Raw genomic sequence first — 24,726 nt, 5'->3', positions numbered from 1 at the left:
TGTCTGAAGTTTTAGGTTCTATGCTCTTAAAGCCCCAGGATCATCTGCGCGATGATATTTTTTTGTATCTCGTTCGAGCCGCCATAAATCGACAGCTTGCGCATGTTCAGGTAATTGGCAGCCAGTGGCGTCGCATAGAAGGGCCCGGCCATTTCGCCCTGATAGCCGGCCGCCATCGCCTCGCGCCGCAAAGGCAGTGCATAGCTGCCGACGGCCTGGGTCAGCAACTCGGTGATGGCCTGCTGGATTTCAGTCCCCTTGATTTTCAATATCGACGCTTCGGGGCCCGGCGCACGCCTCTGCTCCTCTGCCGACAGTACGCGCAGATTGGTAATCTCCAGTGCCACCAAATCTATCTCTATCTGAGCTATCCGCGCAGAGAACAAGGGATCCTTGATCAGCGGCTTGCCGTTTTTCATTTCCAGCGCGGCAATACGTTTCAGCCTGGCCAGTTCGCGCTTGGCGATGCCTATGCCGGCGATATTGGTGCGCTCGTGGCCCAGCAGGAATTTGGCATAAGTCCAGCCCTGGTTTTCCTGGCCGACCAGATTCTCGGCCGGGACCCGCACGTTTTCCAGCCAGACCTCATTCACCTCATGCGCGCCATCCATCGTGATAATGGGGCGCACGGTAATGCCTGGCGACTTCATGTCAATCAGAAGGAAGGAAATGCCGCGCTGCGGTTTTACTTCAGTGTCGGTACGGACCAGGCAAAAGATCCAGTCGGCGTACTGGGCTTGGGTAGTCCAGGTTTTCTGTCCATTGACGATGTATGCATCGCCGTCCCTGACCGCCGTCGTTTTTACCGAAGCCAGGTCCGAACCCGAACCGGGTTCAGAGTAGCCCTGGCACCACCATTCCTGCCCGGATAAAATATTGGGCAAAAACCGCTGTTGCTGCGCCGCTGAACCGAACGCCATGATCACAGGCGCTACCATTTTCACGCCGAAGGGGATAATGCGGGGCGCGCCGGCAGCCGCGCACTCTTCTTCAAAGATGTATTTTTGTACAGCAGACCAGCCTGTGCCGCCAAACTCGCTGGCCCAGGAAGAGCCTCCCCAGCCCTGCTCATGCAAGGCGGCCTGCCAGCGCACGTAATCGTAGCGTTCCAGGATCAGCCCGTTCACTACTTTATGCTGGATATCGGCCGGCAATGATTTCGCAACAAACTCCCTGACTTGCCGCCTGAAGCCCTGCTCTTCCGCTGTGAAATTAAGATTCATAAGCCCTCGTCTTTGACACAACAAGCTTGCCGTTTCGGCAAGGTTCACCTGATGATTTTTAAATTCTGCAATGCAGAATTTAATTCCGAAATATGGATAAACTGTATTTGCTCTGATAAGCTATGTCAAGCGCACAAATAAGCAATCCCTATTTCAATATAAGCAAAGATGATGGATAAGATACTGACTGCATCGGACGGCCGCAGCGCCGGCAAAGCCAGCAATGCCAGCAACGCAAAAGAAGACCGGCATTTCGTCACCGCGCTGGCGCGCGGCCTCGATATCCTGTCCTGTTTCCGCTCCGGCGACAGGCTGCTGGGCAATCAGGAGCTCGCAGAGAGAAGCAGGCTGCCCAAATCCACCGTTTCGCGGCTGACCTATACGCTGACCAAACTGGGCTACCTCGACTATGTGGAGCATCGCGCCAAATACCGGCTGGGTTCCGCATCGCTGTCGCTGGGCAGCGCGATGCTGGCCAGGATGGATGTGCGCCAACTGGCGCGGCCGCTGATGCAGGAGCTGGCCGATTTCTCCCAGGGCATGGTATCGCTGGGCATGCATGACAGGCTGAGCATGATCTATGTGGAAAATTGCCGCAGCCAGACAGCGCTGACACTAAGTCTTGATGTGGGTTCACGCATACCGCTGGCAACAACCGCGATGGGGCGTGCCTATCTGGCAGAACTGGAGGATGCGGAGAGGGAACAATTGATGAGCAATCTCCGCGCTGCAGATGAATCCGCATGGGAGATCACGCACGACGGCATACTGCAATCGCTGCAGGAATATCAGGACCTGGCCTGCTGCACCTCATTCGGCAGCTGGCAAAAGGACGTGAACGCGATTGCTGTTGCTTTCAAACCTGGAAAAGGCATGGCGCCGGTGTCGCTGAATTGTGGCGGCCCGGCATTTAATCTGGCACCGGAATTTTTACTATCGGAAGTCAGGCCGCGATTGCTGGAGCTGGTGCAGCGTCTGCAACAATCGCTGGGGAACCACAATTAAAGTTGCGGACAAAAAAGCGCCGCCGGCCTAGGGCTGATACATCCTGACCATATTGCGTCCCAGCTCCTTTGCCTTGTACATTGCATTGTCGGCATTGCGGGATAACTCCACTTCGTCCGTGCCGTGCTCGGGATAGAGCACGATACCGGTGCTGGAAGAAACTTCCAGTACATGCCCGCCGGCCACCTCGAACGGCTGGTTCAGCGCGTGGCGGATTTTTTCCGCCACCAGCACCGCATCCTGCTCATGCTCAATCACAGACAATAGCACCACAAATTCGTCGCCGCCTATGCGGGCGACCGTATCGGATTCGCGCACGCAAGTCAGCATCCTGTCGGCAACGGCTTTCAGCAGCATGTCGCCGACATGGTGCCCCAGGCTGTCATTGACCGGCTTGAAATTATCCAGGTCCAGATACATCAGCGCCATGTGCGTCTTGTCGCGTCTGGCCTGTGAAATTGCATGATGGAGGCGATCCTTGAACATGGCCCGATTCGGCAAACCGGTCAACTCATCATACTGCGCCAGATAACGGAAGCGCGCTTCGCTGGCGCGCAGTTCACGCGTCATGTCCCGCGCCAGCGTCAACGCACGTTCGCGGCCGGTTGCGAGTTGCCAGGTCAGCAGAGTCAACAACAGGCTCAGCACGATGCCGCTCGCAGCAATGAATTTGGACTTGTCCTTGCCTATATGCTCGTCATATCCCGGCAGGCTATTCACCACGATGGTCCAGGTATGGCCGCCGTTGGTCACATATTCCGTCGCCATGATGCGTTCAGGGTCATGCGCCTGCAAGCGCTTGCCATCTGTGCGAGGCGCGGAATCATACATCAGCGTATCAGGCGTCGTTTCTACGCCGTCATAAATCTGGACATCGGTGGCAGCCTGGTTTTCACCATACAGGCTGGCCATCATGTCCTGTACGCGGAATGGCGCAAAAATCCAGCCGCGGATATTCGTCAGCCGCTCTGCCGGCGTATCGTTCGCAGATCCGGCCTTGTACAAGGGCAGGTACATCAGGAACTCTGCAGTGTCGGCAGCGGACGACTGGCGCCTGTCTTTAGCCAACACCAGCTTCGATGAAATAGCGGCATTGCCGGAGTCCCGCGCCCTGTCCATCGCCGAGCGCTGCCTCGGGTCTGCATACAGGTCCAGCCCCAGGGTTTCCAGATTGCGGCCCACAAATGGTTCCAGCTGCAGCACTGGCACATACATCGCATGCAAGCCCTGCGTGCGGATATCGTAATCGGCGAATCCGGCCTGGCGCATCTGCAGAATATGGCTCTCTTTTTGCGATGCAGGGACTGCCGTAGCGACTCCTATTCCCCCCATCCCGGCGTAATCCGCGCCAAGTTGCAGTGCGTTGACGTAGGCGGCAAAGTTCGCGCGAGTAATTTCGCCGGAGGCAGCGTACACCCCCTGCACGCCATGCAATACCTGTTCATAAGCCGCCATCCTTTGCTCAATGCGACCACTGACATCGCGCACATTAAAATCCAGCGACGCATGCAGATTGAGGAGTGTGTTATTTTTTTCATGCTGCCAGGCCAGAAAACTGACCGCCAGCGAGATGCACAAGACCAGCAGCACCAGGCCGTACTGGCGTAAGCGATGGAATTGCATACTCAAAAATTCACCATGGCGGTTGCCAGATCAGCATCGAAGTATTTCTTGAAAATACGCAGCATCGTGCCATCCGTGCGCATATCGGTGACCAGCGCCTGCCATTTACGGCGTTCTTCTACGGGCAAGGCCTTGTTCGACATGATCAATCCATGCGGGATAGCAGGATCTTTCGTCTCTATGATGGAAGTAAATTCACGTATCGAGGTATTCGATACCTGCGAATAATCAAAAGGTTCTATGATCATGCCCTGGATGCGATTGCTACTGAGTACCTTGTACAAAGGGTCCAGGCTGGACGCATAAGTCACGCGCTGCGCATCGTTCAAGCTATCCACCAGGCGGTTGGCATTGGTGCTATAACGGAAAGCGCGAATGACACCCAGACGCAAATTACTGTCGGCCTCGAAGTCCGACAATTGCCTGACCTTGCTGTCCTTGCGCACCAGCAGATAATACTTGTTGGAGAAATACCAGGCGAAGCTGGCAAACCTGTTTCTCTCTTCATTGGCAATACCGGACAGGCTGAAATCCAGGGCGCCGGATTCTATCAATTGCCATATCCTGGCACGCGGCATCAGCGTCATATTGATCTTGCAGCCGCTGCGCCGTATCAGCTCGTCGGCAATTTCCTTGTCTATGCCGGTTCCCGTCCTGGCCGAATACAGCAGCCCGTGATCGTGCAGACCAAGGGTCAGTGTACGAGAGCAGTCCGGGCCGCTCGGCGCAGCATACGCAGCCTGAGCTCCCAGCATTACCGCAAATATCAGCAGCATGAAAATAAAACGTGTCTGGCGCAGCATGCGTGGTGAAATCGGTATCTATGAAAATAGTCGGCAATAAGAAACTTGGCCGGGCATATATGGCTTGTACGGTCAATGCCTGCCCATATCTGCCCATGCTTGTCCAGCAAGCAGCGTACATTTGTCTGCTGCGGCAATTACATTTTGCCACAGCCATATGACAGCATCAGGACATATTTTCTTCTATTTGGGCGAGTCTGAAGGGCAGAAAAGCAAGGTAATCCGCCCCGGTCGTTTTCCGGTCTAGTGACCGGACCTGGCGACGGCTTCCTTTGCTGATTTTTTTGACAATATGTAGTTGGCCATATTCAGCGCCAGCTCGGTCTTGCCGACAAAAATTTTGCCCGCCCGCTCTTTCTGCAGCAGCGCAGCTTCTTCTTCGCTGGCAGTCCTGACCACGGTTTCTATTGCAGGATTCAAAGTCATTGCAATTTCTATCATCTGCCTTGCATGAAAGCTATCGGGCAGGCTGATGACCAGCATGCGCGCCCGTGCGATGTGTGCCTGTATCAGCGTCCCCGCTTCAGACGCGTCGCCGGCCACCGCATGCAAGCCCTGCTTGCGCAACTGATCCACCAGCTCCCTGTTTTGCTCGGCGATGACGACGGTATGCCCCTCTGCGCGCAAGGCATCGCTGATATATCTGCCTACGCGCCCATAGCCAACGATGACCACATGGGCCGACAAATGCTCGGAAGCGACGGTGGCGGGCAATTCGGCCAGCGGATCATCCCTGTGCTCCAGATCGCGCGCAAGTTGCGAGCGTGCGCGCAGCCAGGACTGCAAGGGCTGTATCAGCTTGAACACCATGGAGTTCAGCGCAATTGAAATAATGGCGCCGGCCAGTATCAGATTCTGTCCTTGCACAGGCAGAACACCGAGGGAAACGCCAAGGCCGGCCAGAATGAATGAAAATTCCCCTATCTGCGCCAGGCTGGCGGACACCGTCAGCGCAGTGTTCAAGGGATAGCGGAACAACATGACCAGCACAAAGGCCGCGAGCGATTTACCGACGACAATGATTACCACCACGGCCAATACCTGCAAAGGTTGCTGTATCAATACCATGGGGTCGAACAGCATACCGACCGAAACGAAGAACAGTACGGAAAACGCATCCTGCAGCGGTAAAGAATCTTCGGCTGCACGCAGGCTCAGCTCTGATTCGCGCAAGACCATGCCGGCAAAAAAGGCGCCGAGTGCAAACGATACGCCGAACAGCGTCGCAGAAGCACTGGCGATACCTACAGCGGCAGCAATCACGCACAAAGTGAAGAGCTCGCGCGAACCGGTGCGGGCCACGTGCCACAATATCCAAGGGAAAAGTTTGCGGCCCACCACCAGCATGAAGCCGATAAACAGGGCGACCTGCCCCATGGTCTTGGCCAGGGTCATCCAGATACCAGGGCCTTCGGCCCCTGCAGTGGATCCGCTGCCCATTGCCGCCAAGGGCGGCAACAATACCAGCACTAGCACCATTACCAGGTCTTCCACCACCAGCCAGCCCACTGCTATACGGCCATTTACCGAATCAAGCACGCCCTGACTCTCCAGCGCTTTCAGCAATACCACCGTGCTCGCAACGGACAGCGCCAGGCCAAAGACAATCCCTGCCCCCAGGCTCCAGCCCCACCAGCTCGCCACGCCGGCGCCCATCGCGGTAGCCACAATAATCTGTACGATGGCTCCGGGCAAGGCAATGCGTTTGACGGACAGCAAATCATCCAGTGAGAAATGCAGGCCCACTCCAAACATCAGCAGCATCACGCCAATTTCAGCCAACTGGCCAGCCAACGCCACATCGGCAACATAACCAGGGGTTGCAGGACCTATCAAAATTCCGGCAACCAGATAGCCGACCAATGCCGGCAACTTCATCCGCACAGCAATGAAACCCAGGATCAGCGCAAAACCAAAGGCGGCGGCGACAGTTGTAATCAGCGAGATATTGTGGGGCATAGGCGGGTACCACCTCCTTAAGTAATAGTGCAGCAGCGCCATTGAGGGCTGCCTTAAAGCGGCTATCGGCAAGCTCAGCCGATATCGGCACGATGTGCCTGTTGAAATCAATGCGATCGATGTGATCAATACTAGGTGGGGTCTTTACTGCAGCCGGCAGCAATCACCTGCAAATCATTATAAAGCAAGCAGCCTGAAAAACCGCCGCCCCAAACAAAAGGGGCAGAAACTCTGCCCCTTTTTATTCACCATTTCTACTGAAGCTTACGCCAGCTTACCGTGGCATTGCTTGTACTTCTTGCCGCTGCCGCAAGGGCAAGGGTCATTACGGCCGACTTTCAAACCGTGGTTGACCTCTGGCTCAGAGCGGTCATCTTCGGCATGGGCTGTCGGCGCCAGCATTTCTTCCGGCGTGGCATTCGCATCAAAGTCGGCGTGCTGGTAATGCACGTTTTCCAATGCAGGCTGCGCAAATTGCTCTTCCGCTGCCTCGATCTCTTCACGCGACTGTATGCGTACCGTGACGACGGTACGGACCACTTCGCTCTTGATCAGATCCAGCATCTGGCCGAACAGTTCAAACGCTTCGCGCTTGTATTCCTGCTTAGGATTTTTCTGTGCATAGCCACGCAAATGGATGCCCTGGCGCAGATGATCCAGCGCCGCCAGATGTTCACGCCAGTGGTTATCGATATTCTGCAGCATGACACTACGCTCGAAACCGCCGAATGACTCTTTGCCGACCAGTGCGACCTTGGCGTCGTAGGCAGCATCAGCCGCTTTCTGCACGCGCTCCAGGATGTCCTCGTCATTGATGTCGGCTTCTTCCTTCAACATTTTTTGCAGAGGCACGTCCAGCGCCCATTCGCCGGCCAGTGTCGCTTCCAGCGCAGGGATATCCCATTGCTCTTCGACCGACTCTTCCGGCACATAGGTGCGAACGATGTCCTGGAACATGCCTGCGCGCAGGGACGACATCAGTTCGGAAATATCCTGGGCTTCCAGCAACTCATTACGCTGCTGATAAATAACTTTACGCTGATCATTGGCAACGTCGTCATATTCCAGCAATTGTTTACGGATATCGAAGTTGCGCGCTTCCACCTTGCGCTGCGCCGATTCTATAGAGCGGGAAACGATGCCCGCTTCAATCGGTTCACCTTCCGGCATCTTCAGCCTGTCCATGATCGCGCGCACCCGGTCACCGGCAAAAATACGCAGCAGCGTATCGTCCAGCGACAGGTAGAAACGTGAAGACCCTGGATCACCCTGACGGCCGGAACGACCACGCAACTGGTTATCCACACGGCGGGATTCGTGACGCTCGGTACCGATGATGTGCAGGCCGCCGGCATTGACGACATGCTCATGCAGGGACTGCCATTCGTCGCTCAGCACCTTGGCTTTTTGCTGCTTTTCCGCGTCCGACAAGCTGTCGTCCGCTTCGATCAACTGCACCTGCTTCGCCACATTGCCGCCCAATACGATGTCGGTACCGCGACCGGCCATATTGGTTGCAATAGTAATGCCCTTAGGACGACCAGCCTGCGCAATGATTTCCGCTTCGCGCGCATGCTGCTTCGCGTTCAACACATTGTGCGGCAGCTTGGCCTTCTCCAGGATGCCAGACAACAGTTCGGAATTCTCAATCGACGTCGTACCCACCAGCACGGGCTGTCCGCGCTTGTAGCAATCCTGTATGTCTTTCAGCATCGCGCCGTATTTTTCCTCGGCGGATTTGTAGACCTGATCCTGCCTGTCTTTACGCTGCGAGGGACGGTTTGGAGGAATGACGACGGTTTCCAGTCCATAGATTTCCTGGAATTCGTAGGCTTCCGTGTCGGCCGTACCGGTCATGCCGGACAGGCGAACATACATACGGAAGTAATTCTGGAAAGTGATGGAAGCCAGTGTCTGGTTTTCGTTCTGGATCTTGACGCCTTCCTTCGCTTCCACAGCCTGGTGCAGGCCGTCGGACCAGCGGCGGCCTGTCATCAGGCGGCCGGTAAATTCATCGACGATCACGACTTCATTGTTCTGCACCACATAGTGCTGATCCTTGAAGTACAGCGCATGCGCGCGCAAGGCGGCGTACAGGTGATGGATCAGCGTGATGTTGGCAGCGTCATACAGCGACGCGCCTTCAGGCAACAGCCCCATCTGGGTCAGGATGCGTTCCGCGTTGTCGTGGCCTGCTTCGGTCAGCAATACCTGATGCGATTTTTCATCCTTGGTATAGTCACCCGGCACTTCGATGTGGCCTTTGCCATCCGGTGTTTCTTCGCCTATCTGCAAAGTCAGCAGCTTGGGCACTTCATTGATCTTGTAGTACAGGTCGGTATGGTTTTCTGCCTGGCCGGAAATGATCAGCGGCGTACGCGCCTCATCAATCAGGATGGAATCGACTTCATCGACCACGGCGAAATTCAATACGCGCTGAACCCTGTCCTTGGCTTCATACACCATATTGTCACGCAGATAATCGAAACCGAATTCGTTATTGGTGCCATAAGTGATATCGGAAGCATAAGCCAGTTGCTTGGCATCGTGATCCAGTTGAGACAGGTTGACGCCAGTGCTCAGGCCCAGCCAGCCGTACAACTTGCCCATCCATTCGGCATCGCGCTGCGCCAGGTAATCATTGACGGTCACGACGTGCACACCTTTGCCTGACAGGGCATTCAGGTAAGTGGGCAGGGTTGCCATCAAGGTTTTACCCTCGCCGGTGCCCATCTCGGCAATTTTGCCATAATGCAGAACCATGCCACCTATCATCTGCACGTCGAAGTGGCGCATTTTCAGTACCCGCTTGCTGGCTTCACGGCAGACAGCAAAGGCTTCCGGCAAGATTGCATCCAGCTCTTCGCCTTTGGCGAGGCGCGCCTGGAATTCAGGCGTTTTCGCTTGCAATTGCTCATCCGACAAGGCTTCAAGCTGCGGTTCCAGTGCGTTGATCTCACGCACGGTTTTTTGGTATTGCTTCAAGAGCCGCTGGTTGCGGCTACCGAATATCTTGGTCAGAAATGACATGCTATGAATGAACTGTGGATTAAGTAAGTACTTGAAAACGCTGCAAGAATTCGCAAGGCAAAATGGGCCGGGCTTGATCTAACAGCAACAAAAAGCAAATGCAGGCTAACTGATGATTTTACCATGCAGTGCCGGAAACATCAGCAGATACACGGTTTTCACTACAATTTGGCACATCCTGTCAGGCATAGCCTGATTCTTAAGCGACAACACCAAGGGCAATTGGTGGTGAAGCGTCTAAAATCAAGCTTATTTTTTGCTTAACTCTGCCAGATTGGCCTGGTTTGCACCGGCTTGCAGGAATTTATTCGGGTTTTGCGGTACGCCCTTCAGGTGTACCTCAAAATGCAGGTGGGAGCCGGTGGAGCGGCCGGTGGAACCTATGTCGGCTACATGCTGGCCGCGCTTGACGATATCCCCTACCTTCACATAGATGCGGGAGGTATGTGCATAGCGCGTCATGATGTCGCCACCATGATCAATCTCCAGCATATTGCCGAACTGAGGGTGAAATTCTGCCGCAATCACCACGCCGCCAGCAGCGGCGACTATAGGCGTGCCGGTAGGCGCCGGAAAATCGATGCCTTCATGAAAAGCGCTGCGCCCGGTGAACGGATCAAGCCGCCAGCCAAAGGTGGACGCGCTGTAAGTTACGTTCACCGGTTGTATCGTCGGCAAGAGCTTGGCCTGCACCTTTAGCCCCATCAGTTTGGTTTCAACCACATTCATGAAATCCGAGCGGTGCTCGACGTCCTTGGACATCGCCTCCAGCGCCAGTTGAAATTCCGACATGTTCAATTCCTTGGCAGGGCCCCTGCTGGACATTTCAACGCCGCCTCGGGCAGGCAGCTCCTTGAAATTGAACTCTTCCGGCTTGACGCCGGCCAGCCCCTGCACACGCTCGCCCAATGCATCCAGACGCATCAACTGGGCTTGCATTTCCCCCAGCTTGACCGCCATTGCAGCCAGGTTTTCTTTGAGGTACTTGTCTTTGGCATTGGGATCATTGACGGTCGCCGCCGGAACGAAATCGCGCAATAGCGGCACGTCCCCGCTCGCCAGACGCAAGGTTAGTGCCGCCATCATGGCGGAACACAGCATAATCAGGAAAAAGAAGGCGAAGGCCGAGAGCAGCACATGCCGGGTCGTCAAAGTGACCGATTTGGCTTGCGTGAAGCGGGAATGCATCAAAATTATCTGCATCAGTTCACTCCGGCAGCTGTACCCGGCATGACCGGGACAGGGCTTTGTGGTAAGGTTCCATCCATGCAGCCATCGTCACCTCCTCCATATAGAATCAACATCAAGCGCACGCGAAAACTGAATGTCACTAGCGGTGCGGCAGATTTTTTGCGCGCCAATGACAAAATCGCGCCCTTATTGCCTACCGTCAGGCGCAATGCTTCACTACAAAAAGATTGCGGGGCGATCCTGCCCGCGATGTTTGATGCTTGCGATGTTTTGCAATTAGCAGAAGGACAATTAACCTTGTCCACTCCCAATGCTGCACTGGCAAGCAGGCTAAAACAACAGTTGCCTAAATTGCAAGATGCTTTGCAGCAGCGGGGATGGCAGATTAACGCAATCCGAATCAAAGTACAAGTAAGAAGAATTGTGGAAAGATCAGCACCTGCCAAGCAGGCCCTGTTGTCGAATCAGGCGCTGAGAGCCTTCGACAATCTTGGAAGCAGCCTGGAAGACACCCCGCAAAATGCCGCTTTGATCGCGGCCCTGCAAAATCTGGTGAAACGGCATCAGCAAAAATAAGCGTACGGCTGGGTGCTATTTCAGGAATGTTTTGACAAGAAAAAAGGTCCGCAACAGGACCTTTTTTTATGAGCTTTTTACTGCAATTACGTCAACGCCCACTCACGATGCTCTTGCAGCACATACGATTCGGGAGCGTCGCTCAAAGTATCAAAGCTGACAATCTCATACGCATCCGGTTGTTCCAGCAAGGCACGCAGCAACTGATTATTCAGGCCATGGCCTGACTTGTGCGCGGTATAACTGGCCAGCAAAGGATGACCGATCAGGTACAGATCGCCGATCGCATCCAGTATCTTGTGGCGCACAAACTCATCGTCAAAACGCAAGCCATCCGCGTTCAAAATGCGATACTCATCCATCACGATCGCGTTTTCCATCGAACCGCCGCGCGCAAGGCCTATGCCGCGCAGCATCTCCACATCCTGCATGAAGCCAAAGGTACGTGCCCTGGCGACATCCTTCACGTAAGACACTTTGGCAAAATCGACCTCGGCGGTCTGGGTTGTGCCATCCACCGCAGGATGATTGAATTCGATAAAGAAATGCAGCTTGAAACCTTCAAAAGGATCCAGCCTCGCCCATTTTTCCGATTTGCCGCTGCCCTCGCGGATTTCCACCGGTTTCAGCACGCGGATAAATTTCTTGGCCGCATCCTGTTCCTGCATGCCGGCCTGCTGCAACAGATAAACGAACGACGATGCCGAACCGTCCATGATGGGAATTTCTTCTGCGCTGACGTCCACATACAGATTGTCTATGCCAAGACCCGCACAGGCGGACAACAAATGCTCCACCGTAGAAACTTTTGCACCTTCGTTAACCAGGGTGGAAGCCATGCGGGTATCGCCGACATTGGTTGCAAATGCGGGGAAGACAACCGGTGGGTCCAGGTCGATACGACTGAACACGATACCAGTATTGGGCGCAGCGGGGCGCAGGATCAGGTCAACCTTGGTACCGGAGTGAACACCGACGCCTATGGTTTTGACAAGTTTTTTGATGGTTCTCTGTTTTAGCATCGCACTATTATATAGTTTTGCCCGCTTCAAGATGCAAGGCCATTGCGTCAGTAGCCATTTAGCAACGCCGACAAGGCTCGCCAAGTAGCCTGGATGAATCGGGCATCGCTACCGCGCCATAAAAAAACGGCGCACCCGGCGCCGTTTCTTAAAGTCTCAAATGAATCAGGCCAATTGTGCCAGCAGGGTTTCTGCATTGGACACTTCAAACTTGCCCGCTGCTTCGATATTCAGTTGTTTCACTGTGCCGTCCACTACCAGCATCGAATAGCGCTGCGAACGAGTACCCATATTGAACTTGCTGAAGTCAGCATCCAGGCCCAGAGCCTTGCTGAAGTCGGCATTACCGTCCGCCATCATGCGCACGATGCCTGTCGATTTTTGTTCACGGCCCCACGCGCCCATCACGAAGGCGTCGTTCACGGAAATACACCAGATTTCATCCACGCCCTTGGCTTTCAGTTCAGCCGCGTGCTGCACATAGCCTGGCACATGCTTGGCAGAGCAAGTCGGTGTAAATGCGCCTGGTAGGCCGAACACGGCAATCGTCTTGCCCTTGGTCAGTTCGGACACCTTGAACGTATTCGGGCCGAGCGAGCAACCTTCGGATTCCACTTCAATAAATTCCGCCAGCGTGCCTTCAGGCAATTTGTCACCGATTTTGATGGTCATGTTTGACTCCTGTTTAAATTATGGGAAAAGCACTGGCAATCCATACGCTGCACCAATACGGCTTGGATACAGCATAGGAAAAATGCTCGGGCTGAGTGCTGGACGCCAGTATGCCTGAGTCTGCAATTTTGTGCAGAAAGCAAAACGCCGGCAAAGCCGGCGTCAAGGTTAAACTGGCGCTCTCAACAAGAACCACGCGCCAGGCGTAGCGAGCGGCCCGAGGTTGAGTTAAGAAGCGCAGCCGTACTTTAGTACGGTGAGCATCGCAGACTCAAGATCGGGCCGCGCAGTAGCCTGGAAAGCTTAATCGGCTTGCTTGCGCAGGAAGGCGGGGATATCGTAGGTCTCCATGCCGTTCTTTTCCAGAGCCCGCACCGTATCCGATGCCGATTCACGGCGCCATACTGCAGGTTTGGTCAAGCCTTCAAACCCTGCTGTCGTCGCTGCACCGGCAGTCATCGTGCCGGAAGCCATCATCGGTGTGCCCATTACAGGTTCGTTATGGGTACCTGTGCGCAGCACCGGTGTTTGCACCAGCTGGATGTTTTTCTTGCCGCGGCCCAGGCCGGTAGCAACTACGGTCACGCGGATATCGTCGCCCATGGTGTCGTCATACGCGATACCTTGCGCAATCGACGCATCCGGAGCGGCGAAGGCGCGTACTGCCGCCATCACTTCCTTGATTTCCTTACCTTTCAGGCTACGGCTGGCAGTAACGTTGACCAGCACGCCGCGCGCGCCGGACAGGTCGATGCCATCCAGCAGCGGCGAAGCAACGGCCTGCTCAGCAGCGATACGTGCACGATCGACGCCGGAAGCAGTCGCCGTACCCATCATTGCCTTGCCCTGCTCGCCCATGATGGTCTTCACGTCATTGAAGTCGACGTTGATGTGGCCAGGCACATTGATGATCTCTGCAATACCCGCTACTGCATTGTTCAATACGTCATCGGCATGTTGCAGCCATTCGATCATGCTGTCGTCTTCGTAGATCTCTTCCAGCTTTTCGTTCAGGATGATGATCAGCGAATCCACGTGCTGGGATAAAGCATCCAGACCTTCGTCAGCGATATCCATGCATTTCTTACCTTCGTAAGAAAATGGCTTGGACACCACTGCCACGGTCAGTGCACCCAGTTCTTTCGCAACCTGAGCAACAACAGGTGCGGCTCCGGTTCCTGTACCACCGCCCATGCCGGCAGCGATGAACACCATGTGCGCGCCGCGCAGTGCATCTTCGATGCGTGAACGTGATTCTTCAGCCAGCTTGCGACCTACTTCCGGTTTCATACCCGCACCCAGACCGGTCTCGCCGATCTGGATTACGTTATGCGCCTTGGATTGTGTAAGCGCCTGGGCATCCGTGTTGGCAGCAATGAACTCAACGCCGGACACACCTTTGTTGATCATGTGCTGTACTGCATTACCGCCTGCGCCACCGACGCCGACGACCTTGATCACGGTACCTTGTGTAGCGTTATCGACCATATCGAACTCCATCATGACTTCCTCCAAGTTGGCAGCTTTTAGTCGATAGGCATCACGGTAGTGACGACTAGCGACTAAATACTGCATATCACAACATTATAAAATGATTATGCAAAACTTAAGACTGTTTTAAAGCTGTTTACGACTAAAAATTACCCAAAAACCACTCTTTCATGCGCTGCCAGACTGCTTTGGCAGAGCCTTCCTGCCGCGTGACGATATGGCCACGGATGTACTGCTTCTTCGCCTCCAACAACAAACCTAAAACTGTCGCGTAACGCGGACTGCGCACCACGTCCGCCAACTGCCCTGCATAAGCAGGTATGCCAAGACGGGTAGGCTTCAGGAAAATATCTTCCGCCATCTCCACCATGCCCGGCATGATGGATGAACCGCCCGTCAGCACGATGCCGCTGGACAGCACATCTTCATAACCGGATTCGCGTACAACCTGATGCACCAGCGCGAACAACTCTTCCACCCGCGGCTCTATCACTGCCGCCAATGCCTGCCTGGACAGCGAGCGCGGACCGCGATCACCCAGGCCGGGCACTTCCAGCGTATCGGACGGATCAGCCAGCACCTGCTTGGCGACGCCGAAACGCAGCTTGATTTCTTCCGCCTCCGATGTCGGCGTGCGCAAGGCCATCGCGATATCGTTGGTGATCTGGTCGCCGGCAATCGGTATCACCGCGGTGTGGCGGATCGCGCCTTCGCTAAATACAGCGACGTCGGTAGTGCCACCACCGATATCGATCAGCACCACGCCCAGTTCTTTTTCATCCTTGGTCAGCACAGCCTCGGCCGATGCCATCGGCTGCAAAATCAGGTCCGACACTTCCAGCCCGCAACGGCGCACGCACTTGACGATGTTCTGCACCGCCGACACGGCGCCGGTAACGATATGTACCTTCACTTCCAGCCGTATGCCGCTCATGCCTATCGGTTCGCGCACATCGTCCTGGTTATCAACGATAAATTCCTGCGGCACGGTATGCAGCAATTGCTGATCGGTCGGGATATTGACTGCCTTCGCCGTCTCTATCACGCGCGACACGTCGGCGGCCATGACTTCCTTGTCCTTGATCGCGACCATGCCGCTGGAGTTGAAGCTGCGGATATGGCTGCCTGCGATACCGGTGTAGACATGCCTGATCTTGCAGTCCGCCATCAGCTCCGCCTCTTCCAGCGCACGCTGTATGGACTCCACGGTCGCCTCGATATTCACCACGACGCCTTTTTTAAGGCCTTTGGATTCGTGCTGGCCGAGTCCTATCACTTCATGGCGCCCATCAGGCATGACCTCAGCCACCACCGCAACAATTTTGGAGGTGCCGATATCGAGACCAACGATCAGATTCTTTGCATCTTTTGTCATGTCATCCCACTTGCATCAATAATTTTTACGATCACCGCAAATACTTCGCCAGCTACAGGCTTTTGCTCTTGGCACTCACTTCCGGCTTTCGCTTTCCCTTGGTCCCAAAACTCTGGCTGGATTTCAGGGCCAGCCCGTTCGGGTAACGCATGTCTACGCTTTCTATGCTTTCCTGCAAACTTGCCACCAATTGCGGGTATACCGTCAACAGCCGGTCCACCCTTTCCTTCAGTGTCGTACTGGTCTGCTCACGCCCCAGCTCGACCCGCATGCCGTTATTCAGCTTGACACTCCAGGCATAGCGATTTGAATACTGCACAGCATCCGGCGCCAGGCTGATCCTGGAAAACCAGGACTTCAAATCCTGATAGCGCGCCAGCACTTCCTTTTCACTGCCATCCGGACCGTCAAATGCAATCAGGTCCGCATCTTCTTCCGCCTCGGCCAGGTTGGCGCTGAACACATCGCCCTTTACCGACAACAAACGTCCCTGCTCACCCCAGGTGCCCAGTGCCGTGTGCTCTTCCAGCGTCACGATCAGCTTGTTCGGCCACTCCCTTTGCACGGAAGCCTTACTCACCCAGGGCACTGCTTCAAACGCCGTCCGCACCGAATCCAGGTTGGTCGTAAAAAAATTGCCCTTGATGCGCGGTATCGCTCCATCGCGTATCGTCAAGGTATTTACGTGCCTCAATTCTTCCTGCTGCACCGGTTCTATGCGTATCACCTTCAGCGTAAACATCGGCCGCTGTATCAGCCACCAGACACCCGACGCCAGCAGCAACAGCAGCAATACCGCAAATAGCGTATTGGCAACCGTGTTCAGCAGCTTGACGTCTTGCCACATACTATTGCTTGCTTCCCTTGCTCATTTTCAGGCGAGCGGTTTTCAGTATTTCCAGGCACAAGTCTTCATAGCTCATGCCGGTCGCACGCGCGGCCATGGGCACCAGTGAATGACCGGTCATGCCAGGCGAAGTATTGATCTCGATCAGGAAAGGCTTGCTGTCGGATGCCCTCAGCAATACATCCACCCTGGCCCAACCCTCGCAGTTCAATGCACGGTAAGCCTCTACTGCCATATCCTGTATCTCTGCCGTCAATGCAATATCGAGCGGTGCCGGACACAGATACTTGGTGTCATTGGTAAAATATTTATTCTGGTAATCGTAGTTACCCTGTGGCGCAACGATCTCGATAATGGGCAAGGCGCGCGCCTGTGCGCCGGTACCCAGGATCGTCACCGTCAGTTCGCGGCCGGTAATGAACTCCTCGGCCAGCACTTCATCGTCAAACTGGGCAGCCAGCGTATAGGCGTCATTCATCTCCGAATAGCCGTTGACCTTGGTAATGCCGATGGTCGACCCCTCGTGCGGCGGTTTGACAATCAGCGGCAGACCCAAGTCATCGGGAACCAGGCGCAATTCGGTTTCCGGCGTCAGCACCGCGTACTTGGGTGTGATCAAGCCATGCGAAAGCCAGATCTTCTTTGTAAAAATCTTGTCCATCGCAATGGAAGATGCCATCACGCCGCTACCGGTATATGGAATGCCCAATTGCTCCAACGCACCTTGCAGGCTGCCGTCTTCACCGAAGCGGCCATGCAGGGCGATGAATACGCGATCGAATTTTTCCGCGGCGAGCTCACCAAAGCTGCGCTCGGCAGGGTCGAAAGCATGCGCATCAACACCCTTGCTCTTCAGCGCATTCAGCACACCGGTGCCGGACATGATGGAAATTTCGCGCTCAGCGGAACGGCCGCCGAACAGCACGCCCACCTTACCCAGTTGCTTCACTTCATTTTGTGTAGTGTCGTCGCTCATGATCTACTTCTCTGTCGTTTGTGCCAGCTTGCCAGGAACCGCGCTGATGGAACCAGCGCCCATCACGATGACTACATCGCCGTCCTTCAATACATGCAGCAAGCTATCAGGCATGTCGTTAATATCTTCTACAAAAACCGGTTCGATTTTCCCCATCACGCGCACTGCCCGTGCCAGCGCGCGGCCGTCGGCCGCGACAATGGGCACTTCACCGGCCGCATAAACTTCGGCCAGCACTACCGCATCGGCAGTGGAAATCACTTTGACAAAGTCTTCGAACAAATCGCGGGTGCGGGTGAAGCGGTGCGGCTGGAAGGCCAGGACCAGCCTGCGGCCCGGATAAGCGCCACGCGCGGCAGCCAGGGTTGCTGCCATCTCCACCGGATGGTGGCCATAGTCGTCAACCAGTGCAAACTTGCCGGCCGAAACACCGTCCGCCTCAGGCAGGGCAATTTCTCCGTAGCGCGTGAAGCGGCGACCAACGCCATTGAATTCTGACAAGGCAATCTGCGTGTCCTTGTCGGCAACGCCGACTTCGCGCGCGATCGCAATTGCGGCGCAGGCATTCTGTACATTGTGCATGCCGGGCTGGTTCAGGCTGACCTGCATGTCTGCGTAGCCATCCTGCACCACGGTGAACTGCATCTTGCCGCCGACTGCTTCGGCATTCACGGCACGGATGTCGGCATCGGCATGGAAACCGTAGGTAACGATAGGCTTGGATACGAAAGGCATGATCTCGCGCACATTGGCATCATCCAGGCACAGTACTGCCACGCCATAAAATGGCAGGCGCTGCGTAAATTCTATGAATGCCTGTTTCAGCTTGGCAAAATCATGGCCATAGGTTTCCATATGGTCCGCATCGATATTGGTGATCACTTCTATCACCGGCAGCAGATTCAGGAAGGACGCATCAGACTCATCCGCTTCTGCAACGATAAAATCGCCGCTGCCCAGCTTGGCGTTCGCGCCCGCACTGTTCAGGCGCCCGCCGATGACAAAGGTAGGATCCAGGCCGCCTTGCGCCAGGATGCTGGCGACCAGGCTGGTGGTGGTCGTTTTGCCGTGCGTGCCGGCAATCGCGATGCCGCTCTTCAACCGCATCAGTTCGGCCAGCATCATCGCGCGCGGTACGATAGGCACATGCCTGGCTCGCGCCGCGACAACCTCAGGGTTATCCGACTTGACAGCGGTAGACGTGACAATCGCATCTGCGCCTTCGATGTTTTCCGCCACATGCCCCAGCATCACCTTCGCGCCCAGCGCGGCAAGACGTTGTGAGGCAGCATTCGAACCCAGGTCGGAACCTGAGATCGTGTAACCCAAGTTCAACAATACCTCGGCGATGCCGCTCATGCCCGAGCCGCCTATGCCGACGAAATGTATGTGTTTGACTTTATGTTTCATGCTAATTCTTCCAACACCTGTGCAATTGTTTCATTCGCCTGGCGCTGCCCCAGACCGTATGCGGTCTCTGCCATCGCCAGACATTGTTCCCTGGTCATGGCCTGCAATTGCCCGGCCAGACCTGCTGCATTCAATTCGTTCTGCGGTACATGAACCGCCGCTTTTTGCTGCGCCATCCACTGCGCGTTATTGCGCTGGTGCGAAGTGCTGGACGCCACAAACGGTATCAGGATGCTGGCTACGCCTGCAGCCGTCAGTTCCGATACTGTGATGGCGCCGGCGCGACAAATCACCAGATCGGCCTCCGCATAACGGCGCGGCATATCGTCGATAAAATCCAGTACTTCAGCCTGCACGCCAGCCGCGGCGTAGGCCTGGCTCAGCGCAGCAATATGCTGCTTGCCCGACTGATGCGTAACGACCGGCCTATGCTCGGCAGGAATCAATGCCAGCGCGGCAGGCACGCAATCGTTCAACACCTTGGCGCCCAGACTGCCGCCAACCACCAATATCTTCAATGCGCCGCTTCTGCTGCCATAACGCACTGCAGGCAGTGGAAGCTGACAAATTTCTTTCCGCACCGGATTACCGGTGACCTGCGTCTTTTTATCCACCGCGCCAGATGCCGACGGCAGGCCAAACAACAGCTTGCTGGCCAGCGGCCGCAAAGTCTTATTCGACAACAGCAAACCGGCGTCGGCGTTCATCAGTACGACCGGCCGGTTGCGCAAAGCCGCCATCACGCCGCCCGGCACCGTCACATAGCCACCCATGCCCAGCACCACGTCTGGCTTACGCCGGGACAAGATGCTCCAGCAGGAAAAAAAACTTCCCAGCAATTTGAAGCCGCCGGAAACCGTATGCATCAAACCCTTGCCGCGCATGCCGGAAAAGTCGATCGTGTCCATTTCCACGCCATGCCTCGGCACGATCTGCCCTTCCATGCCCTTGCTGGTTCCCAGCCAGGACACCTGCCAGCCGCGCGCCTTCATCGTCTCAGCAATCGCAAGGCCAGGGAAAATATGCCCGCCGGTACCGGCGGCCATGATCAGCAGCCTTTTGCCGCTACTCAAGACCTTCAAGGTTTGTGCCGGCTTCATACCCGGCCCCCGCGCATCAGCAAACGGTTTTCATAATCTATGCGTAACAAAATTGCCAAACCTATACAGTTAATCATTACACCTGAGCCGCCATAGCTCATCAACGGCAGGGTCAGGCCCTTGGTCGGCAGCAGACCCAGGTTCACGCCCATATTGATGAAAGCCTGCACACCTATCCATATGCCCACGCCCTTGGCAGTCAAACCGGCAAACGTCAGGTCCAGTGCAATCGCCTGGCGGCCGATTTCAAACGCCCGTTTTACAAGCCAGTAAAACAACAGCACGACGACCAGCACCCCTGCGAATCCCAGTTCTTCACCAATGACCGCCAGCAAAAAATCGGTATGCGCCTCCGGCAGGTAATGCAATTTTTCCACGCTGGCCCCCAGGCCTACGCCAAACAATTCTCCGCGACCAAAGGCGATCAGCGAGTGCGACAACTGATAGGCCTTGCCCAGCGCATTTTCTTCCACCCATGGATTCAGGTAGGCGAAAATCCTTTCGCGCCGCCACGGCGACAAAATAATCACCATGCTGAAAATGCCGACCAGCGTCGCCGCAATGCCGCCAAACCACACGCCATTGATGCCACCCAAAAACAGGATGCCCATCGCGATACATACAATCACGCCGAAAGCACCCAGATCCGGTTCCAGCAGCAATAGCAAGCCCACGACGCCGACTGCCGCTGCCATAGGCAGGAAACCCTTGGTCAGCTTGTGCATGTATTCCTGTTTGCGCACCGTATAGTCCGCGGCATACAGGACCACAAACAATTTCATGAATTCCGACGGCTGCAGGTTGAATACCTTGAACGACAGCCAGCGTTTGGCGCCGTTCACGCCTTTGCCCAAACCAGGCACCAGCACTGCCACCAGCAAGATCAGCGTCACGACAAACAGATAAGGCGCAAATTTTTGCCAGGTTTCCACCTTTACGCGAAACACAAACAGACCGGCAATCAAAGATACGCAGACAAACATCGCCTGCCTGACCAGAAAATGCGTGTTCTTGTAATTCGCATACTTGGGCGAATCCGGCAATGAGATTGATGCCGAATACACCATCACCATGCCGAACAGCATCAAGATCAGGGTCACCCAGATCAGAGGCTGGTCGTACTCCATCATCCGTGAGCGTTGGGCCAGATGTGACGCAGCAGGAGGCTCTGCCGAAAACGGCAGCCATTTGCTGAGTGACGTCAAAGCCAGTTTCATCAGTAGACCTCGCCCCTGGACAAGCCGATTTCCCTTACCGCGTCTGCAAATACTTGCGCCCTGTGCGCGTAATTGCGGAACATGTCAAAACTGGCACAGGCCGGCGACAGCATCACGATATCGCCCTCTGACGCCATTGCCGCAGCCGCCTGCACCGCATCTTCCAGCGACGCGAAATCTGTGATCTCTACTGCCGCATCCTGAATCGCCGCACGTATTTCCGCTGCATCCTTGCCGATCAGCAGCACCGCCTTGGCATAGCGCATCACAGGCTCGACCAGAGGTGAAAAGTCCTGGCCCTTGCCTTCGCCGCCTGCAATCAGGATCACGCGCTTGGCGCTGAACTGCAGTCCCGACTCCGCCGCCGACTCTTGCCCTATACCCTTCAAGGCCGCTACCGTCGCGCCCACATTGGTGCCCTTGCTGTCGTCTATATAGTCGACACCTGCTATCGTCGCAATCAATTCCACCCTGTGCGGCTCGCCCTGATACTCGCGCAGGCCGTGCAGCAAAGGCGCAAACGACAAACCTATCGTGCGGCACAGTGCCAGCGCGGCCAGCGCATTCGCGGCATTGTGCTGGCCGCGTATTTTCAAGGCGTCCACAGGCATCAGACGGCTGATCGTCACTGGCACTTCTTCCGCATTCTTTTTCTTGCGGCGGCCGGTCGGCTGTTCTTCTTCATCGGCAGCCGCCGATGCCAGCCAGGTCATGCCGTGTTCATTCAGCAAGCCCAGATCGCCGGCATGTTCAGGCTCGTTCACGCCAAAACTGATCGTGCTTGCCATAGGCTTGGCCATCGCCATCACCATGGCATCATCGCGATTCAGCACTTGCATTGTCTTTTCGCCGAAGATACGGGCCTTGTCCGCCGCATAGGCAGCAAGATCGCCATGCCAGTCCAGATGGTCTTGCGTAATATTCAATACAGTCGCTACGTCGGCCTGCAGGCTGAAGCTGGTATGTAACTGAAAGCTGGACAATTCCAGCACCCAGACCTGCGGCAAAGGATCAGCCATCTTCGGCAGCGGTTCAACAACTTCCACAAGCGCTGCAGCGATTACTGCCGGCACTGCCTCAACATCCGCTTCATCCAGTGCATCTGAGACCGGCTCCACCACGTCTGCCGGTTCGATTTCATCAACACCGGCTTCGTTTTCAGCAGCTTCATCGGAAATTGCCTCAGCCTCTACAGCTTCACTTGCTTTACTTGCTTCAGCGATGCTTTCTTCTGCATTCGCGCCCGGCTCTTGCTCCGGCGCCGGGAGTTCAGGCGCAGCCGGCTGTAATGCGCCTGCATCAGCGATCTCTGATGTCGCTTCAGCGGCAGTGTTTGCCGCAGCGGCTGCAATTGCCATCGCCGCCGCTTCTGCCGCCTCTGCTGCTTCTGCTTCTGCCGCCTCGGCAGCAGCAACTTCCGGATACTGCAGGTAAAACTCCTTACGCAGCTGTTCCTCGCGATCCAGTTCGTCACACAGTACATCCAGCACCGCGGGGCTGATATTGCCGGCCACCCTGGTACGCAATCCTGCACGCTGACACAGTAAGCCAACCAGGCTGGTGACCGTGGTCTTGCCGTTGGTACCGGTAATCGCTATCACTTTCGGTGTATAGGATTTTTCTATTTTCAGAGCAGCCAATGCCTGCGCAAACAATTCGATCTCGCCCCACAGCGGGATATTCCGTTGCCGCGCTTCCGGAGCCAGTGACGCCAATTCATGCAAAGGCGACAAACCGGGGCTGACTGCGACAAAGTCGATGTCATCCAGCAAACCTGCATTGAAATCGCCGCTGATAAATTGCGTTTCTTCAGACATCAGCTTCAACGCGCCCAGCCTGTCCGGCGCTGCGCGCGTATCGGCAACACGCAGGCGCGCGCCACAGCGCAGCAGCCAGCGCGCCATCGCCAGTCCGGATTCACCCAGACCCAGAACCAATACGTGTTTTCCTGCGAAACTCATCAAACCTATTCCTATCATTACTACATATCATTACTGCAATTACTTATTACCGGCCTAATCTTCTGTACCGATCGACTAGCGCAGCTTCAGCGACGACAATCCCACCAGCACCAGCATCATCGTGATGATCCAGAAACGCACGACAACCTGGGTTTCTTTCCAGCCCTTTTGTTCAAAGTGATGGTGCAAAGGTGCCATCAGGAACAGGCGGCGTCCTGCACCGAATTTTTTCTTGGTGTATTTGAAATAGCTCACCTGCAGCATCACCGACAGGGTTTCTGCAACGAAGATTCCGCCCATGATGAACAAGACGATTTCCTGGCGCACGATGACCGCAATCGTACCCAGTGCGCCGCCCAGCGCCAACGCGCCTACGTCGCCCATGAATACCTGTGCCGGATGCGCGTTAAACCACAGGAAGGCCAAACCCGCTCCCGCCATCGCACCGCAGAAAACCAGCAGTTCTCCAGCACCGGGAATATGCGTCAGCAGCAGATATTTTGAATAGCCGACGTGACCGGTCAGGTAGGCGAACAAACCCAGAGCAGAGCCGACCATGATGGTAGGCATGATCGCCAGTCCATCCAGGCCATCGGTAAAGTTCACCGCATTGCTGGTGCCGACTATCACGCAATAGGTCAGGAAGATGAAACCCCATACACCCAGCGGATAGCTGATGGTTTTAAAAAAAGGTACGATCAGATCGGCCTTGGGCGGCAAATCCAGATTAAATCCGGACTGTACCCAGGCGAAGAACAGACGCAGTACCTCTGCGTTGTTGGAACCGGACACCGAGAAGGCCAGATACAGGGCAGCTGCCAAACCTATCAGCGATTGCCAGAAATATTTTTCCTTGGACGACATGCCCTTGGGGTCACGGTAAACCACCTTGCGGTAGTCGTCTACCCAGCCCACAGCGCCAAAGCCCAAGGTCACGATCATGACGACCCAGACAAAACGATTGCTGAGGTCGGCCCACAGCAAGGTGGAAACGCCAATGGAAATCAGGATCAGAACACCGCCCATGGTCGGCGTGCCGGACTTGATCAAATGAGTTTGCGGACCGTCTGTACGCACAGCCTGGCCTACCTTCATGCGGGTCAGCGTGCGGATCACCGCAGGACCGGCGAAGATACCGATAGAAATTGCCGTCATCGCCGCAAACACGGCGCGGAACGTGATAAAACCAAAAACCCTCAGCAAGCCGAGATCTTGTTTAAAAAATTGTGCTAACCAAAGCAACAT

19 protein-coding genes are annotated in these 24,726 nt (G+C 55.5%); 2 read left to right on the top strand and 17 right to left on the bottom strand.

Annotated features, from left to right (window positions below):
* Positions 1 to 26 precede the first annotated feature (26 nt).
* The gene (locus tag IEW12_RS15745; protein WP_188567046.1) at positions 27 to 1,223 is read right to left on the bottom strand and encodes an acyl-CoA dehydrogenase family protein; all 1,197 of its coding nucleotides are present in this window, start codon (positions 1,221 to 1,223) and stop codon (positions 27 to 29) included.
* 168 nt (positions 1,224 to 1,391) lie between these two features.
* On the opposite strand from IEW12_RS15745, the gene IEW12_RS15740 reads away from it, so the two are divergent.
* Complete coding sequence (locus tag IEW12_RS15740) at positions 1,392 to 2,228, top strand: IclR family transcriptional regulator (RefSeq protein WP_229751148.1); 837 nt, start codon at positions 1,392 to 1,394, stop codon at positions 2,226 to 2,228.
* Positions 2,229 to 2,255: 27 nt separating this feature from the next.
* On the opposite strand, the gene IEW12_RS28860 is transcribed toward IEW12_RS15740, so the two are convergent.
* The 5 genes from IEW12_RS28860 to IEW12_RS15715 all read right to left on the bottom strand — a co-directional run bounded on the left by IEW12_RS28860 (position 2,256) and on the right by IEW12_RS15715 (position 10,846).
* Positions 2,256 to 3,851 (bottom strand): CHASE domain-containing protein, encoded by a 1,596-nt coding sequence (locus tag IEW12_RS28860; RefSeq protein ID WP_229751147.1) that lies wholly within the window; start codon positions 3,849 to 3,851, stop codon positions 2,256 to 2,258.
* 2 nt (positions 3,852 to 3,853) lie between these two features.
* The gene (locus IEW12_RS15730) at positions 3,854 to 4,627 is read right to left on the bottom strand and encodes a substrate-binding periplasmic protein (protein ID WP_229751208.1); all 774 of its coding nucleotides are present in this window, start codon (positions 4,625 to 4,627) and stop codon (positions 3,854 to 3,856) included.
* Positions 4,628 to 4,897: 270 nt separating this feature from the next.
* A complete protein-coding gene (locus tag IEW12_RS15725; RefSeq protein ID WP_188567044.1) occupies positions 4,898 to 6,613 on the bottom strand; it encodes a cation:proton antiporter domain-containing protein in 1,716 nt (571 codons plus the stop codon).
* A 264-nt stretch (positions 6,614 to 6,877) separates the two neighbouring features.
* Positions 6,878 to 9,643, bottom strand: coding sequence for a preprotein translocase subunit SecA (gene secA, locus IEW12_RS15720; protein ID WP_188567043.1), 2,766 nt, complete (start codon positions 9,641 to 9,643; stop codon positions 6,878 to 6,880).
* 249 nt (positions 9,644 to 9,892) lie between these two features.
* Complete coding sequence (locus IEW12_RS15715) at positions 9,893 to 10,846, bottom strand: M23 family metallopeptidase (RefSeq protein WP_188567042.1); 954 nt, start codon at positions 10,844 to 10,846, stop codon at positions 9,893 to 9,895.
* On the opposite strand from IEW12_RS15715, the gene IEW12_RS15710 reads away from it, so the two are divergent.
* On the top strand, positions 10,826 to 11,410 hold the full coding sequence (locus tag IEW12_RS15710; protein ID WP_229751146.1) for a DciA family protein: 585 nt from the start codon (positions 10,826 to 10,828) through the stop codon (positions 11,408 to 11,410). The genes IEW12_RS15715 and IEW12_RS15710 overlap by 21 nt on opposite strands.
* Positions 11,411 to 11,496: 86 nt before the next feature.
* On the opposite strand, the gene lpxC is transcribed toward IEW12_RS15710, so the two are convergent.
* The 11 genes from lpxC to mraY form a co-directional block, all read right to left on the bottom strand.
* Entirely contained in the window at positions 11,497 to 12,432 is a 936-nt protein-coding gene (gene lpxC / locus IEW12_RS15705) for a UDP-3-O-acyl-N-acetylglucosamine deacetylase (protein WP_188567041.1), read from the bottom strand.
* Between the two features lie 165 nt (positions 12,433 to 12,597).
* The gene (locus IEW12_RS15700; RefSeq protein ID WP_188567040.1) at positions 12,598 to 13,104 is read right to left on the bottom strand and encodes a peroxiredoxin; all 507 of its coding nucleotides are present in this window, start codon (positions 13,102 to 13,104) and stop codon (positions 12,598 to 12,600) included.
* A 303-nt stretch (positions 13,105 to 13,407) separates the two neighbouring features.
* Positions 13,408 to 14,604, bottom strand: coding sequence for a cell division protein FtsZ (ftsZ, locus tag IEW12_RS15695; protein ID WP_188567527.1), 1,197 nt, complete (start codon positions 14,602 to 14,604; stop codon positions 13,408 to 13,410).
* Between the two features lie 133 nt (positions 14,605 to 14,737).
* A complete protein-coding gene (gene ftsA, locus IEW12_RS15690) occupies positions 14,738 to 15,970 on the bottom strand; it encodes a cell division protein FtsA (RefSeq protein WP_188567039.1) in 1,233 nt (410 codons plus the stop codon).
* Between the two features lie 52 nt (positions 15,971 to 16,022).
* Entirely contained in the window at positions 16,023 to 16,817 is a 795-nt protein-coding gene (locus IEW12_RS15685) for a cell division protein FtsQ/DivIB (RefSeq protein ID WP_188567038.1), read from the bottom strand.
* A gap of 1 nt (position 16,818) precedes the next feature.
* Complete coding sequence (locus IEW12_RS15680; RefSeq protein WP_188567037.1) at positions 16,819 to 17,793, bottom strand: D-alanine--D-alanine ligase; 975 nt, start codon at positions 17,791 to 17,793, stop codon at positions 16,819 to 16,821.
* Between the two features lie 3 nt (positions 17,794 to 17,796).
* The gene (gene murC / locus IEW12_RS15675; protein WP_188567036.1) at positions 17,797 to 19,203 is read right to left on the bottom strand and encodes a UDP-N-acetylmuramate--L-alanine ligase; all 1,407 of its coding nucleotides are present in this window, start codon (positions 19,201 to 19,203) and stop codon (positions 17,797 to 17,799) included.
* Positions 19,200 to 20,303: an undecaprenyldiphospho-muramoylpentapeptide beta-N-acetylglucosaminyltransferase gene (gene murG, locus IEW12_RS15670; RefSeq protein ID WP_188567035.1), complete on the bottom strand. Its 1,104-nt coding sequence runs from the start codon at positions 20,301 to 20,303 to the stop codon at positions 19,200 to 19,202. The genes murC and murG overlap by 4 nt, the downstream gene beginning before the upstream one ends.
* The gene (gene ftsW, locus IEW12_RS15665) at positions 20,300 to 21,520 is read right to left on the bottom strand and encodes a putative lipid II flippase FtsW (RefSeq protein WP_188567034.1); all 1,221 of its coding nucleotides are present in this window, start codon (positions 21,518 to 21,520) and stop codon (positions 20,300 to 20,302) included. Before ftsW ends, murG begins: the two co-directional genes overlap by 4 nt.
* On the bottom strand, positions 21,520 to 23,481 hold the full coding sequence (murD, locus tag IEW12_RS15660; protein WP_188567033.1) for a UDP-N-acetylmuramoyl-L-alanine--D-glutamate ligase: 1,962 nt from the start codon (positions 23,479 to 23,481) through the stop codon (positions 21,520 to 21,522). Before murD ends, ftsW begins: the two co-directional genes overlap by 1 nt.
* A 75-nt stretch (positions 23,482 to 23,556) precedes the next feature.
* The gene (gene mraY / locus IEW12_RS15655) at positions 23,557 to 24,726 is read right to left on the bottom strand and encodes a phospho-N-acetylmuramoyl-pentapeptide-transferase (RefSeq protein ID WP_188567032.1); all 1,170 of its coding nucleotides are present in this window, start codon (positions 24,724 to 24,726) and stop codon (positions 23,557 to 23,559) included.

It is taken from the genome of Parundibacterium terreum, assembly GCF_014636315.1.
GTDB classification, from domain to species: Bacteria; Pseudomonadota; Gammaproteobacteria; order Burkholderiales; family Burkholderiaceae_D; genus Undibacterium; species Undibacterium terreum.
Note: the sequence above shows the minus strand (reverse complement) of the source record. Positions and strands in the feature narration are given on the sequence as shown.

What these genes read in the sequence shown, in the direction of transcription:
- IEW12_RS15745 (WP_188567046.1), bottom strand. Translation starts at nt 1,223, where the DNA reads ATGAATCTTAATTTCACAGCGGAAGAGCAGGGCTTCAGGCGGCAAGTC.
- IEW12_RS15740 (WP_229751148.1), top strand. Translation starts at nt 1,392, where the DNA reads ATGATGGATAAGATACTGACTGCATCGGACGGCCGCAGCGCCGGCAAA.
- IEW12_RS28860 (WP_229751147.1), bottom strand. Translation starts at nt 3,851, where the DNA reads ATGCAATTCCATCGCTTACGCCAGTACGGCCTGGTGCTGCTGGTCTTG.
- IEW12_RS15730 (WP_229751208.1), bottom strand. Translation starts at nt 4,627, where the DNA reads ATGCTGCTGATATTTGCGGTAATGCTGGGAGCTCAGGCTGCGTATGCT.
- IEW12_RS15725 (WP_188567044.1), bottom strand. Translation starts at nt 6,613, where the DNA reads ATGCCCCACAATATCTCGCTGATTACAACTGTCGCCGCCGCCTTTGGT.
- secA (WP_188567043.1), bottom strand. Translation starts at nt 9,643, where the DNA reads ATGTCATTTCTGACCAAGATATTCGGTAGCCGCAACCAGCGGCTCTTG.
- IEW12_RS15710 (WP_229751146.1), top strand. Translation starts at nt 10,826, where the DNA reads ATGCATCAAAATTATCTGCATCAGTTCACTCCGGCAGCTGTACCCGGC.
- IEW12_RS15715 (WP_188567042.1), bottom strand. Translation starts at nt 10,846, where the DNA reads ATGCAGATAATTTTGATGCATTCCCGCTTCACGCAAGCCAAATCGGTC.
- lpxC (WP_188567041.1), bottom strand. Translation starts at nt 12,432, where the DNA reads ATGCTAAAACAGAGAACCATCAAAAAACTTGTCAAAACCATAGGCGTC.
- IEW12_RS15700 (WP_188567040.1), bottom strand. Translation starts at nt 13,104, where the DNA reads ATGACCATCAAAATCGGTGACAAATTGCCTGAAGGCACGCTGGCGGAA.
- ftsZ (WP_188567527.1), bottom strand. Translation starts at nt 14,604, where the DNA reads ATGGAGTTCGATATGGTCGATAACGCTACACAAGGTACCGTGATCAAG.
- ftsA (WP_188567039.1), bottom strand. Translation starts at nt 15,970, where the DNA reads ATGACAAAAGATGCAAAGAATCTGATCGTTGGTCTCGATATCGGCACC.
- IEW12_RS15685 (WP_188567038.1), bottom strand. Translation starts at nt 16,817, where the DNA reads ATGTGGCAAGACGTCAAGCTGCTGAACACGGTTGCCAATACGCTATTT.
- IEW12_RS15680 (WP_188567037.1), bottom strand. Translation starts at nt 17,793, where the DNA reads ATGAGCGACGACACTACACAAAATGAAGTGAAGCAACTGGGTAAGGTG.
- murC (WP_188567036.1), bottom strand. Translation starts at nt 19,203, where the DNA reads ATGAAACATAAAGTCAAACACATACATTTCGTCGGCATAGGCGGCTCG.
- murG (WP_188567035.1), bottom strand. Translation starts at nt 20,303, where the DNA reads ATGAAGCCGGCACAAACCTTGAAGGTCTTGAGTAGCGGCAAAAGGCTG.
- ftsW (WP_188567034.1), bottom strand. Translation starts at nt 21,520, where the DNA reads ATGAAACTGGCTTTGACGTCACTCAGCAAATGGCTGCCGTTTTCGGCA.
- murD (WP_188567033.1), bottom strand. Translation starts at nt 23,481, where the DNA reads ATGAGTTTCGCAGGAAAACACGTATTGGTTCTGGGTCTGGGTGAATCC.
- mraY (WP_188567032.1), bottom strand. Translation starts at nt 24,726, where the DNA reads ATGTTGCTTTGGTTAGCACAATTTTTTAAACAAGATCTCGGCTTGCTG.